A 12,776-nucleotide genomic window follows, 5' to 3' on the forward strand; every position below is an offset into this window, starting at 1 on the left:
ACTGCTTTTTCGTTTACTCCATCATCGATTCTAACCTAAAGAATTGTCTTAATTGGATAAATCGAAATTGAATACTGAAGGGATATATTTTAAAATGATACTAGAAACTGAAAGATTAATTTTAAGAAAGTGGACGCAAGATGATGCAGAAAGTTTGTTTACTTATGCAAAAAATCCAAAAGTAGGGCCAATTGCCGGATGGCCTCCTCACAAGGATATCGAATCAAGTAAATATGTTATTGACAATATTTTCACCGGAGCAGAATGCTATGCAATCTGTGAAAAAGAGAATAATGTTGCAATAGGAGCTGTTGAACTAAAACTAAACGGACATACAGATATGACAGATAGAGATGATGAATGTGAACTTGGTTACTGGTTGGGAGAACCATTCTGGGGCAGAGGGTATATGCCAGAAGCGGCATATGCGCTTATGAAACGAGGATTTGAAACGCTTGAAATGACTACAATATGGTGTGGCTATTATGACGGAAATAAAAAGTCCAAAAGAGTACAGGAGAAACTTGGATTTATTTATCATCATACTTGCGATGAGGTTCCAGTACCATTGCTTAATGAGGTAAGAGTTGGCCATACAAATGTCATAACAAAAGAACAATGGAAAAGCCATACACAACCTGATGGAAAAATCCACGTAGCCAATATCGAAGAAGTGTAAAGAACCAATTATATCTGTTGGAGAGAGCGGTGAAAAGTTATGAAGTTATTATTTAAACAAAGGCTATTTTCATGGTTTGACAGCTATGATATTTATGATGAAGCAGGCAACACTGTTTATGTAGTAAAAGGTCAGTTGTCCTGGGGACATAAACTTGTAATTTATGATGCCTATGGAAATGAAGTAGGAATGGTTGTTCAGAAAGTACTTACTTTTCTTCCTAAATTTGAGATTTATAAAAATGGCAGTTATATTGGATGCCTGAGCAAAGAATTCTCATTCCTGACGCCACATTATAATATTGATTACAATGGATGGCATATTGATGGAACCATTATGGAATGGAACTATAGCATTCTTGATCGAAGCGGTTATTCAATTGCACGGGTTAGTAAAGAACTGTTTCATATGACTGATACATATGTTATTGATGTGCAGGATCCAGGAAATGCGTTGGATGCGCTGATGTTTGTACTGGCAATCGATGCAGAAAAATGTTCCAGAAATTAATAGTTGATCTTGTTACTGTAATTATTCGGAGGATGAAGTATGGGATTATTCAAAAAGAAAATCATGAAAAAAACATATGACCGAGAACATATGAAACCAGTTATTCGTGCAAGTATTTGTACCGGAGAAGAAGTAGCAGGGTTCAAAGACATACGGACCGGAAAAATCGAAGAAATCATGCTGATCAGATCGCCGGAGGACTTAGAAAAATTTAAAGAGATATATGAGATAACAGAGGAAATTGCAAAAGAATATTAAACATTGGATAAGGAGGATGTATTGTCATGAGAACTATAGGTAATATTCTTTGGTTTATATTTGGAGGATTACTGGGTGGACTGGCATGGATTTTTGCAGGATGCATATGGTGTATTACAATTATTGGAATTCCGGTAGGTCTGCAATGCTTTAAATTTGCAACCCTGGCATTCTGGCCGTTTGGAAAAGAAATCGTATATGGAAATGGCATGTTTTCGTTTCTGGTAAATCTTATATGGATTATATTTTTTGGATGGGAAATGGCACTTGGAAACCTGATAGTTGGTTGTATATGGTGTATTACGATAGTTGGAATTCCATTTGGAAAGCAGTTTTTCAAGATGGCAAGACTCTCTTTCATGCCATTTGGTGCGAGTGTGATAGGATAAAAGAAAAAATAAAAAAGAATTTGTTTAATTGGATAAATCGGAATTGTGCACCCAGACAAGCTCTCCGGCAATCAGGACACAGACAGGTGGTTATCCTGGCATCCCAATCATTGGACGTCAGGAACTGAATGAGTACAGAAAGAAAAAGTTGTGCCGATTGTATTTTTATTGTACCTACCTCAATTGTAATCTAAGATTCCATACCTACTATCTTAGATAAGTGCAAAGAAATAAGTGAAATATCAATACAATTGTATTGAATTAGTAATGAAATAGCATTATAATGAAGAAAAAAGGAGGTATCTAAAATGGCAAGTACAATTCAGATCAGGGTAGACGATGATTTGAAAAATAAATCAGATCAGCTTTTTAAAGATCTTGGAACTGACACGACATCAGCAATAAGGATGTTTTTAACGCAGGCGGTTGCATATAATGGATTTCCATTTGAAATAAAACGAACTGTGCATAATCCTTATACATCTATGACAGAAGAAGAGATGCTTCAAAGACTGGAACAATCCAGAGAATCTTCAAAAAGGGGAAATTACCGAAATGCAGATGATGTGATTTCAGATATAAGAGGAAAATATGGATTATAAAATAGTTGTAACAGCTGAAGCAGAAGAAGACTTGAATCAGTTTATACAGTATCTGTTTTTCGCTAAGAAAAATAAGCAAGCAGCGAAAAATGTGCTTGATGATTTTGAGAATACTATTAAAAAGTTAAAGTATGTAGCGAGTAGTTTGAAAGTATGCGACAATCCACGTTTACAGAGTCTGGGATATCGTCGAATAAATTTTCAACAGCACAGATATTTTATGTTATATAGAATAGAAAATGATGTTGTATATGTGGATGATATTTTCCATGAGTTACAAGATTATGAAAACAAAATGATATAAGAAGCGTAATTGATACTTTATAGCCTGTATTTGGGATACCTCTGATACTTCCGCCTGATATAATGATTATGCTGGAAGTAGAAGATCAGCAGGACAATTTAATAAAATTTTTTAAAGCTCTATTGGGTTAAATACTCAATGGGGCTTTTTTTGATGCCTGAAAATCAATGATTTCCAGCCAAAGCCACGGGTCTGTCTATGACCGCGTGATTGGGAAGGGAATCAGGCATGATCAGATGCATCAGCGGATCACGTGCATCTCCGCCCCTGGATTTGAAACAGAAAACAAGATTTCAAATTCAGGAGGAAAAGAAGATGTACGTACAGCATCCATATAAATACGAAGGAAAATATTATGCAAAGATTGATGGAGTATTCTATGAGATCTCCAAGGAAGTAGCAATGGCAATGTTTGCCGAGTATCGAAATGAAATTTACCGTAGCCGTAAGTGGGCACCGGAGTCAGAAGAAGATGATCAGATGGAAGATTTTCAGGATTTGGAAAATAAACAAGAGAAAGAGGAGCCTGCGGATCAGAAAGATAAGAAATGGAAGCGTAAAACCAGGAGATGTGAAATCCTGGATTGCGCTTTCAGTGCCAACAGCGATGGGCTTTCTATTGCCGATATGTCAGACGACACGCAGATGAGCATGGAAGAAATGATGATTCTGAAAGAGGAGAGCAGAATTCTTCATGAAAAGATCGACAAGCTTAGTCTTCAGGAACAGTTCATCATTAAGTCGATATATTTTGATGACATGAAACAGAAGGATGTGGCAGAAATCCTTGGTGTTACAAAAGGAGCACTGAGTCAGAGACTTAATACGATTCTCAGAAAGATGCGAAACATGTACATGGAAGGATAAACAACATTTTTATAATTTTTTGTTTCCTTGCCTAAACTTTCTCCGTGTTTTTTGTATTTAGAAACTGAATAAACAAGTAGAGAAAGTGAGATGGCAGATATGGACAAGAGATGTTATTCAGTAGCAGAACTGCAGGAGATTTTGGGTGTAAGCAGACAGTGTATTTATGAGCTGCTCAAGAAAAAGAAATTCAGTTGGGTGATGGTCGGTGGCAAGTACCGTATTTCCAAGAAAAGCTTTGATGAGTGGCTGGATCAGCATCAATAGAAAGAGCGTTTAGAATGATTTGTTTTGTGTAAACGATGACATCCTAACGCTTTTTCTGCAGATGCGTTATGTTAGTAATGTAGGAGGTGTCACAGTTGTATTACAATCCATTAACAAAGGAAGAGGAATTCCATGAACTGGTGAAAGAGATAGAAAGCCAGAGCGCATATAAAAGGCAGCCTCCTCTGGAAAAGAAATATATGTCCGTACCAGAAATGGGACGACTTCTGGGGCTGAAGAAAACAGACCGATACTGGCTGGTGCACAAGAACTTTTTCAAAACAGAAGTGATCCTTGGCAAAATGCGTGTGGAGTTGGAAAGCTTTGAAAAGTGGTATGCCAATCAGGTGAAATACCATAAGGTCACAGGAGAAGAGCCAGGACTGGAACTGAAGAAAAGTTCCTATTCACCACGGGATATCGCAGAGATGCTTCAGATATCTGAGGGTCTGGTTTATGAAAAAATGAAAAAGGCCGGTGTGGAATTTGTTTTGGTGAACTATTGGAAACGATACCCAAAAAAAGCATTTGATAAATGGTATCGAAGTCAGAAACGGTACCGAAATGCCGAGGACCGGGAGAAAGTTCGTGACATTGTAGAAAGCTCCATGGCTATGCCGGAGATGGCCGGCTTATTAGGCGTTCCCAGATCTACTGTATATGGTCTTCTGAATCAGTCAGAGATTCTGAAAACCATTGAGGTTGATGGTCGAAGACGAGTGACAAAGAAGAGTTTTTATGAATGGTATGGTAGCCAGGATGATTATCATGTCGTATCGGACGAAATGCCAGAGACAGTGAAGGGTGAAGATAATCGCAGGATTGAAGCTTATAGAAGAGTGGTTCTGGAACGGGATGGTCATAGCAAGAATATAGGAAATGATGTTTATCTGACAGTAAATGAGGCAGCAGTTCTGGCAGGAGTAAATCCGGCAACCGTGCACAAATGGATTAAAAAAGAAAAAGTAGAAGCAGTACAAAGCAGCAAAACGATTCGAATTCCAAGGCAGGAGTTTGAGGGTTGGCTGCAAGGCAGAGAGAAAGTGGAGGTTTAACATGGCATCATTAGTAGAAAGAAATGGAAGATATTGTGTTGTTTACAGCTATAAGGATAAAACCGGAAAGCGCAGGCAGAAATGGGAAACATATAAGACCATGCAGGAAGCGAAGAAGCGTAAAAAAGAAATCGAATATCGTGCAGATGTGGGGCAAATGGTTGTGCCTCATTGTAAGACCGTAAAAGATTTGATGGAGGAGTATATTACTTTATACGGAAAAGAGGCCTGGGCTTTGTCTACATATTCTTCAAATGTGAGTATGATCAATAATTATATCGTTCCGATTATTGGCGGGGATAAGCTTGAAAATATCAATACCAGGTTTATCGAAAAGTATTATCAGCGACTGCTCAGGACTCCGGCTGTGGTCAATCCGGCCACCGGAAAACGGTAGTCAGAGTATGTGTTACCGGCAACGATCCGGGATATCCATAAACTGCTTCGGAGCTGTTTTCAACAGGTGGTAAAGTGGGAACTGATGCCGAAAAATCCGGCAATCTATGCAACTGTTCCAAAGTACAAGAGCGCAAAGCGTGAGATCTGGACAGCAGAAACGCTGATGCATGCACTGGAAGTTTGTGAGGATGAGCGCTTGAAGCTGGCTCTAAATCTGGCATTTTCCTGTTCTATGCGTATGGGAGAAATGCTCGGACTCACCTGGGATTGCGTTGATATTTCTGATGAGGCGATTGAGGAAGGCCGTGCAGGGAGACTCCGGTCATTCACAGATCAATATGGTTACGGATGTGTATTCTCATATTATTGATGACGACCGCAGGAAGAATGCAGAGCTCTTTGAAGAAGCTTTTTACGAGAAAAAAGATCTGGATCCGAGTATGCATGCCCATGCTGCCGGCAAGACTGTTGAGCTTCCAACGGATGTTGATGCGGAATTATTAGCCAAGGTTCTTTCAAATCCGGAAATGGCAGCACTTTTATCTACCCTGGCCAAATCCCTGGAGAAAAAATAGAGAGTACGAGTTTGATTGTTATATGTGGTGAAATGGTAGCCAAGTTGGCTACCAATGATGATAAAAAATCTATTCTACTGGCATCGTCCCCATCATTTAAAAAGAGTTGATAAAACTGGAAATCCACAATACAAAATGATATTCTTTTTTTCTGGATGTTTCTGTGATATACTTATACGCGGTCGTATCAGACCGGAAAGGAAATATTATGTTACAAAAATTATATGTTTTTTTCAGGAAAGAAACCGTTTTGTCAATTGCAGTGATCCTGGCGCTTCTTTCTATGTTCTGGGTCAGACCGGATAAGGCTTATTTTACTTATATCGATTTCAGGACTCTCGGGCTCCTCTTCTGTTTGATGGCAATTGTAGCTGGTTTGAAGGCTGTTGGTGTTTTTGATATACTCGCCAAAAAATTGCTGATGGGAACATCGGGAACTGTGGGTGTGATCAGGCTGTTGGTACTCTTATGTTTCTTCCTGTCAATGGTGATCACCAATGATGTGGCATTGATTACTTTTGTTCCTCTTGCACTGATCATTGTGCATAAACTGCCAAAGGAACTGGGCAATTATTGGCTTCTTAAAATAGTAGCCATGCAGACAATCGCTGCTAATCTCGGAAGCATGCTCACACCAATCGGAAATCCGCAGAACCTTTATCTATATGCCAGAGCAGGGATGTCCGCGGCAGAATTAATAACCCTGATGCTTCCCTATTCCGCCACAGCACTTATCCTTCTTCTGATATGGATACAGGTAGCCGCTGCCAAAGCACCTCACGTATGCGGTTCCGAAAAAAATAAAACTCTTTTGGGATTCTCTGACAGAAAAGAACTTAACATGGAATACCTGGCCGCTTACCTGATCTTATTTACAATCTGCCTGCTCACTGTTGCACGTATCATTCCATACCAGATTCCTCTTGTATTGGTTCTTATATATATGCTGCTAAGAAACAGGGAAAATATAAGCAGGGTGGATTACTCCCTGCTTGCCACCTTTATCGCATTATTTATTTTTATCGGCAACCTTGGAAGGATTCCGCAATTCAGCAGTTTTCTGGAAAGAATCATGGCAGGAAGGGAAACACTTACTGCTGTTCTTGCCAGTCAGATTATGAGCAATGTTCCCGCTGCGCTTCTTTTATCCGGCTTTACAGATAATTACCGGGCTTTAATTGTCGGAACCAATATTGGAGGTCTCGGCACTCTGATTGCATCCATGGCAAGCCTGATAAGTTTCAAATATATTGCAAAAGAGAACAGGAATCTGAGAGGGAAGTATTTGGGAATATTCACAGCCTCCAATATTATATTCATGATATTCATGTTAATATTGTATTTTTTTCTTAGATAAAGGTTTTCCCGGAAATACAAAAGCTATAGCAATTCTTTCTTCGCAAAAAATTCTCCGCGGCACTCTCCCATCCTGGAAGAAAAGCTGCGGAGAAATAAATATATTTTCGGTGCCAATACAAAGATCATTAATCTTTACACCACTTTACAACTTTTTCATAAAAAAATATCGTACAGGGCTTTCTGATGTATAATGAGTTTGCTCCAAAACATTACAAAGGAAAGTGCCCCTGTACGACAAAGACATTATACAACGAAAAGACTCTGACTGGTAGACTTCACAAATATTTTTTGATTTATTTTGAAACTTTTTCTGCTCCAACAGCAGATACTTTGTTTTTACTCGTTTTATCAATACTAACATTGGAATCTGTACATTCCATTCGATTTTTATATCAGCACTTTTTGTCTGGGATTACCACAAAATCCCTCAATACCTTTTACCACGCATGTTCCTATGCAAAAGTTGATTATTCCCACTTTATGAATATCACAGCTAAAGTTGCTTTGAGAATGATACCGGATTCACTGGCAACACAGCCGATATTTCTTTGTGTGGATGATACGATACCATGGTAGCAAAGGCCGGAACTCGGTTTGAGAATGTTTCAAAACTCTTTGACCATGCCGCACATAATGGTTCCAATTATCTGAATGGACACTGCTTTGTAAGTATTATGCTTTGCATACCTGTATGGAAGAATGACAGGATGAAACATATTCCGCTGTTTTTGTACTCGTTCCGGTGGAATATTGAAACAAGCTACTATGAGCAGAAAACCTTCTGGTCACTTTGCAGGTATATGGTACGAAGCTGCAAGGGTATTGAAATGCTGGTAAATCTGATCAATATCTGTTATTGTGCAATGACAAAGGCTTTAAAACAGCTGATTCGTCAGCAAGTCTATTAATTATAAAGTTGTAAACTGGTGTAATAAACAGAATCAAAAAAAATTTGTCTAAAGAGAATAAGATATAAAAACAGAATATAAAGCGTAAGAGCATGTAGAATCTATCTATGTGCTCTATTTTTTATATTTTTTCAAGAAAAGGGACTAACAGTCCGGCAGAAAGGAAATGGAAGCAATATTGCTTGGGTATAAAAGATGGACTGAGCCTAAAAAGTACGGTAAAATCAGTATTGGAAATGAAGCTCTGAAATCGGGAGCTGATGGAGGATAATCGTTATGATCAGAAAGATGCAGAATACAGATATTAATAGAGTTGCTGACATATGGTTAAAGACCAATTTAAAAGCACATGATTTTATTCCTGAGCAATATTGGACAAGTAATTATGAATTAGTGAAAGAAATGATGTCACAAGCGGAAGTCTATGTGTATGAAGATAATAAAATGATTCAGGATGTGGATCATTGCACAGTTATCAGTTCACATGTTATTGACAGTCCTATACTGGGAGCCATAACGCCGCGCGAATTGTCTGGTGGAGTGAAAGTTTTGATTCTTATGTTGAAGGATGATTCTTTTATTTACAACATGTCCGGAATTATAGGATTTCCGACAACCATATTTGTAGATAATGCAGGAAATATTGTAGGTGATCCAATAGTAGGATCAGATATTGCTGCAACGGAAGAATATATAAAAAGTATGAATAAGGAATAACGAACCGTAGTGAGATATTAGAGGAAGCAATAAACCAATTAATAACGCCGATACAGGATTTTTATAATCCTATACCGGCGTTTTGATGGTTACAAGAGAATGTATTTTACGCTTATTTTCCAAATGTATTGCTGGATTTTTCAGTTCATCATTTTCCAATATGACTTTAATCAATTCATCTTCAGGAACAATTCATGCAGAGGAATATAAAGACAGAATTCTCAAATTTCGAGAAATATAAAGATGCAATTCCTCATGGTGGATGTGTATTATGAAAAAGAAATTTGTTATAGTGACAATATCAACAAAAAAAGCAGAATATAAATGGGGTGATCAGATGGAAGTGGCACAGAGAATTCGATTAATCCGGATAATAGAAAAGATGGAGAAAAATTCGGCATTCAGTAATAAGCTTGGTATAAAGAACGCATCTGAATATTCAGCAGAAAAAGAACAGAAAAAATGAAAGACACATATCAAAATGAGTTTCAGAAGGAGAAAAAAATGTTATCGTTATTATTTACAATTTGTATAATTTGGTTTGTCGGAAAATTTTTTGTTTTTGGGTTAAGAGCATCCTGGGGAATTATGAAACTACTTTGCACAGTTATTTTCTTCCCGGTGATATTGATTGGCATGGTTGTAGGTGGACTGATGTACATTGCTTTTCCATTATTGATTGTCGGTGGCATTATAGCTTTGGTGACGTCACATTCATAATGGATCAGGAGGAGAAAACGAATGGGATATGATATTGAAAAAGAAAAGAGAGAAGCAATTGAAGCTGGGCGCAGAGCTTTGAACAGTCTTCAGGCAGCAAAAGAAAATTTAAACAGTGCAAAGAACTGGGGCCTGGTAGATATGTTTGGCGGCGGCTTTTTCACTACGATGTTAAAACATTCTAAAATGGATCAGGCCAAACGGAATATGGAACAGGCAAAGTATGATCTTCGTAATTTCAGCAGGGAATTAAATGATGTAAATATGGTATGTAACTTGAATATCGATACTGGAGATTTTCTTTCTTTTGCGGATTATTTCTTTGATGGCTTTGTTGTGGACTGGGTGGTCCAGGATCGAATCAATAATGCAAAAAGACAGGTAGAAGAAGCTATTCGAAGAACAGAAAGTATCGTCAATCAATTACAGCGTATGTAATGTAAAAGGCAATGAGTCAGAAATGGTTCATTGCCTTTCGTCGAGTTATGGCTTATTTTAATTTTTCTTTCTCGGCATTTAAGAGCTCAAGATTAAGCCCCTGTTCTCCGGCTGTCTTATCTACCCAAAGATTCAAAGAGTCTATGGCTAAAGAAATTTCATCAAGTTTTTTACTGATATAAGCAAAATCTTTCATTTCATCATCGCTGATCTTACCGTCACGGGCAATCTGGATCAGACGACCGGTAAGAGGATTGATTTCATTTAGACTGGCAATTGTCTCCAAAATGATATTTGACAGATCGGTCACTTCTATTTCTGGGACATAACGATGGCCGATCTCGCATTTGTGAGAGCAATAATAATTGCAAAGCTCTGGTCTTTTATAGGCATCTGCCATCTGGAGGATATCATAAGGCGTAGGTTCTTGTGTTTCATATTCAAATTTTTCAATTTTTGAATCAGAGACCGCATCCATTTTTTCACTGGCCTCTGCTCTTGTAAGTCCTGCCGCTTCTCGGCAAAGCTGATAAATTGTTTTGTTTTCCCTGGTGGATTGTTTACCCATGAGAATTTCCTCCTCGTATATCGCTAAACATGCAGAGCATCTATGTTCCAGGCTGCATGCAGAGCGTGTATTTCTTATATGAATTTTATTATACATAAATTATGAACTAACAACAAGTAATAGACTTTGTAAAATTATCATTTTAGGGTTTATATCAAAGAATGCTCAAGGAAGTTTAGCCGGTTGGTTGTCGGGATTTTTGTACAGCCATTTATTGTAAGATGATAACATCAAAAAAGAAGAAAAATCCAAAGAGGACTGGCAAATGAAAGGTTATGACACAAGCAACGGATATATGGGATATGTAGAAGGCAAATACATTTTATTTGCCAGTGAGCAAGAGTATTTCGAGTTTATGGAAGATTAAGGGAGGAAAAATTATGTTTGGATTTGATAAGATGTTTGATTTTAACAGAGACGGGAAATTGGATAGTTGGGAACGTGCTGCACAGTTTCAGTTCATGGACGAAATGATGAAGGATGATGAAAAAAGTATCTTTGATGACGACGATGAGATCGATACTTTTGCGGATGCAAGGCTGGATTATGATGAGTTGGAATTTATGGATCCGGATGAAAGAAGAGAAGTTTTGGAAGATGCAGGACTGGATCCGGATGAGTTTGATTTTTGAAACTGAATGATACAGTTTAGAATAGCTGAGGCAGATTAGGGTCTCGGCTATTTGCTTTGGCTGATGGGAAGAAACAAGGAAAGCAACAAAATACGGAAAGTTATTTATGACAATTTATTACATGTAAGGTATAATAATGAACAAGAGGTTTAAACTGTACCTCTTGTCTATTTTATATGGATTTTATAACGATGGCAATGTAAGGATGGCTGTAACGGAAAATGAAGTGGTGGAAAGTTGGAAAAGGTATGTAGAAAACTGATTCTTAATATTATCTCAAGAGGAATTAAAGTATGATGTATACAGTAAAACGAATCGATGAAGACCTGGATTTTGGTTGTGAAGAACGACCAGATGATGTACCAGTCATGGCACTAGTGACTCTTGTGGATTCTTCTGGAAAAGAAGTGACAGTAAAAGCAGAGGATGCCGAGCTCTATGAGCGTAATATTAATGAAGGAGACAAAGTTTGTCTCGATGTAAATAATAAATTGGAAAAAGCAGAATGAAAGCTACAGGGAGAAAGTAAATGGTAAAGCAAATTGTAAGAGACGTTTTCTTTTTAGGCCAACCATCCGAACCGGCCACGAAAGCAGATATCCAAGTTGGAAAAGACCTGCAGGATACGCTGCAGGCGAACCGGGAGCGTTGTGTGGGTATGGCGGCAAACATGATTGGTGTAAAGAAGAATATCATCATTGTAAATATGGGCTTCATAGATGTTGTGATGTTCAATCCGGTGATCGTTTCAAAACGTGACATGTATGAGACAGAAGAAGGCTGTTTATCCTTGGATGGTGTTCGTAAGACGACCCGGTACCAGGAAATAGAAGTAGAGTATTATGATTTCAACTGGAAAAAACAGCGGCAGAAGCTGTCCGGATGGACGGCTCAGATCTGTCAGCATGAAATTGATCATTTGTCTGGAAAGATAATATAACTGAATGCGGATCTGGAATGTCCGCTTTACAAAATGATACATATGGCGATGGACAAGGAGAATTAATTTGAATATACAGATTTTTGGAACAAAGAAGTGTAATGATACAAAGAAAGCAGAACGTTTCTTTAAAGAACGTGGGATTAAGTTTCAGTTTATTGATATGAAAGAAAAGGGCATGAGTAAGGGCGAATTCAATTCGGTTGCCCAGGCAAATGGTGGACTGGAAAATATGATCAACTGGGAGGGCAAGGATAAGGATCTGCTTGCGCTCATTAAGTACATTGCAGAGGAAGATAAACTTGAGAAGGTACTGGAAAACCCGCAGGTGATTAGAACACCGGTGGTTCGTAATGGAAAACAATCCACTCTTGGATATCAGCCGGATATCTGGAAAGCGTGGAAGTAAGAAATCGGAGGATAGGCAGCTAATGGAAGAATGTAGATTTCATATTGGTGATGTAGTCCAGCATTTTAAACGGGAAAATGTAAATTTGGAAACAGCAGAGTATTTGTATCGGTTACGGCACCATTTTATCTGGCAAAACTATTTCAGCCATATTTCTCTGAAGGAGCTGCCATTGTTAAT

20 protein-coding genes and 1 pseudogene are annotated in these 12,776 nt (G+C 38.1%); 20 read left to right on the plus strand and 1 reads right to left on the minus strand.

The window, feature by feature from the left end; genetic code table 11:
- Positions 1-52 precede the first annotated feature (52 nt).
- From LIZ66_RS02180 to LIZ66_RS02255, 16 genes and pseudogenes are all read left to right on the plus strand, one after another.
- Complete coding sequence (locus tag LIZ66_RS02180; protein WP_306797052.1) at positions 53-679, plus strand: GNAT family N-acetyltransferase; 627 nt, start codon at positions 53-55, stop codon at positions 677-679.
- 39 nt (positions 680-718) lie between these two features.
- Positions 719-1,189 carry an LURP-one-related/scramblase family protein gene (locus tag LIZ66_RS02185; RefSeq protein ID WP_173716680.1) on the plus strand — a complete coding sequence of 157 codons (471 nt, stop codon included), beginning with the start codon at positions 719-721 and terminating at the stop codon, positions 1,187-1,189.
- Between the two features lie 39 nt (positions 1,190-1,228).
- Positions 1,229-1,447: an aspartate dehydrogenase gene (locus tag LIZ66_RS02190; protein ID WP_118577832.1), complete on the plus strand. Its 219-nt coding sequence runs from the start codon at positions 1,229-1,231 to the stop codon at positions 1,445-1,447.
- Positions 1,448-1,473: 26 nt separating this feature from the next.
- Positions 1,474-1,836 (plus strand): YccF domain-containing protein, encoded by a 363-nt coding sequence (locus LIZ66_RS02195; protein WP_059086556.1) that lies wholly within the window; start codon positions 1,474-1,476, stop codon positions 1,834-1,836.
- A gap of 308 nt (positions 1,837-2,144) precedes the next feature.
- Positions 2,145-2,438, plus strand: coding sequence for a type II toxin-antitoxin system RelB/DinJ family antitoxin (locus LIZ66_RS02200; protein WP_195379373.1), 294 nt, complete (start codon positions 2,145-2,147; stop codon positions 2,436-2,438).
- A complete protein-coding gene (locus tag LIZ66_RS02205) occupies positions 2,428-2,742 on the plus strand; it encodes a type II toxin-antitoxin system RelE/ParE family toxin (protein WP_118577834.1) in 315 nt (104 codons plus the stop codon). The genes LIZ66_RS02200 and LIZ66_RS02205 overlap by 11 nt, the downstream gene beginning before the upstream one ends.
- A 315-nt stretch (positions 2,743-3,057) precedes the next feature.
- The gene (locus LIZ66_RS02210) at positions 3,058-3,609 is read left to right on the plus strand and encodes a sigma-70 family RNA polymerase sigma factor (protein ID WP_227200178.1); all 552 of its coding nucleotides are present in this window, start codon (positions 3,058-3,060) and stop codon (positions 3,607-3,609) included.
- A gap of 90 nt (positions 3,610-3,699) precedes the next feature.
- A complete protein-coding gene (locus tag LIZ66_RS02215) occupies positions 3,700-3,876 on the plus strand; it encodes a helix-turn-helix domain-containing protein (RefSeq protein WP_117768279.1) in 177 nt (58 codons plus the stop codon).
- Positions 3,877-3,971: 95 nt separating this feature from the next.
- Positions 3,972-4,931, plus strand: a complete 960-nt coding sequence (locus LIZ66_RS02220) for a helix-turn-helix domain-containing protein (protein ID WP_227200177.1) — start codon at positions 3,972-3,974, stop codon at positions 4,929-4,931.
- Position 4,932: 1 nt separating this feature from the next.
- Positions 4,933-5,905, plus strand: a pseudogene (locus tag LIZ66_RS02225) (tyrosine-type recombinase/integrase).
- Between the two features lie 208 nt (positions 5,906-6,113).
- Positions 6,114-7,262, plus strand: a complete 1,149-nt coding sequence (locus tag LIZ66_RS02230; RefSeq protein ID WP_119241833.1) for an SLC13 family permease — start codon at positions 6,114-6,116, stop codon at positions 7,260-7,262.
- Positions 7,263-7,833: 571 nt separating this feature from the next.
- Positions 7,834-8,172 (plus strand): hypothetical protein, encoded by a 339-nt coding sequence (locus LIZ66_RS20325; protein ID WP_330663529.1) that lies wholly within the window; start codon positions 7,834-7,836, stop codon positions 8,170-8,172.
- Between the two features lie 276 nt (positions 8,173-8,448).
- Positions 8,449-8,889, plus strand: coding sequence for a DUF4869 domain-containing protein (locus LIZ66_RS02240; protein ID WP_227200176.1), 441 nt, complete (start codon positions 8,449-8,451; stop codon positions 8,887-8,889).
- Between the two features lie 271 nt (positions 8,890-9,160).
- Positions 9,161-9,355, plus strand: coding sequence for a hypothetical protein (locus LIZ66_RS02245; RefSeq protein WP_227200175.1), 195 nt, complete (start codon positions 9,161-9,163; stop codon positions 9,353-9,355).
- Positions 9,352-9,609, plus strand: coding sequence for a hypothetical protein (locus LIZ66_RS02250; RefSeq protein WP_226836784.1), 258 nt, complete (start codon positions 9,352-9,354; stop codon positions 9,607-9,609). Before LIZ66_RS02245 ends, LIZ66_RS02250 begins: the two co-directional genes overlap by 4 nt.
- Before the next feature lie 21 nt (positions 9,610-9,630).
- The gene (locus LIZ66_RS02255) at positions 9,631-10,047 is read left to right on the plus strand and encodes a hypothetical protein (protein WP_118568242.1); all 417 of its coding nucleotides are present in this window, start codon (positions 9,631-9,633) and stop codon (positions 10,045-10,047) included.
- 52 nt (positions 10,048-10,099) lie between these two features.
- Here LIZ66_RS02255 and LIZ66_RS02260 read toward each other — a convergent pair whose 3' ends face one another.
- On the minus strand, positions 10,100-10,615 hold the full coding sequence (locus LIZ66_RS02260) for a helix-turn-helix domain-containing protein (protein ID WP_227200174.1): 516 nt from the start codon (positions 10,613-10,615) through the stop codon (positions 10,100-10,102).
- 380 nt (positions 10,616-10,995) lie between these two features.
- On the opposite strand from LIZ66_RS02260, the gene LIZ66_RS02265 reads away from it, so the two are divergent.
- From LIZ66_RS02265 to LIZ66_RS02280, 4 genes are all read left to right on the plus strand, one after another.
- Positions 10,996-11,247 carry a hypothetical protein gene (locus tag LIZ66_RS02265; protein ID WP_227200173.1) on the plus strand — a complete coding sequence of 84 codons (252 nt, stop codon included), beginning with the start codon at positions 10,996-10,998 and terminating at the stop codon, positions 11,245-11,247.
- 293 nt (positions 11,248-11,540) lie between these two features.
- On the plus strand, positions 11,541-11,756 hold the full coding sequence (locus LIZ66_RS02270; protein WP_227200172.1) for a hypothetical protein: 216 nt from the start codon (positions 11,541-11,543) through the stop codon (positions 11,754-11,756).
- 20 nt (positions 11,757-11,776) lie between these two features.
- Entirely contained in the window at positions 11,777-12,187 is a 411-nt protein-coding gene (locus tag LIZ66_RS02275) for a peptide deformylase (protein WP_117990283.1), read from the plus strand.
- 67 nt (positions 12,188-12,254) lie between these two features.
- Positions 12,255-12,596 carry an arsenate reductase family protein gene (locus LIZ66_RS02280; protein ID WP_118577843.1) on the plus strand — a complete coding sequence of 114 codons (342 nt, stop codon included), beginning with the start codon at positions 12,255-12,257 and terminating at the stop codon, positions 12,594-12,596.
- Positions 12,597-12,776 lie beyond the last annotated feature (180 nt).

Source organism: Blautia faecis, from assembly GCF_020554845.1.
GTDB classification, from domain to species: domain Bacteria; phylum Bacillota; class Clostridia; order Lachnospirales; family Lachnospiraceae; genus Blautia_A; species Blautia_A faecis.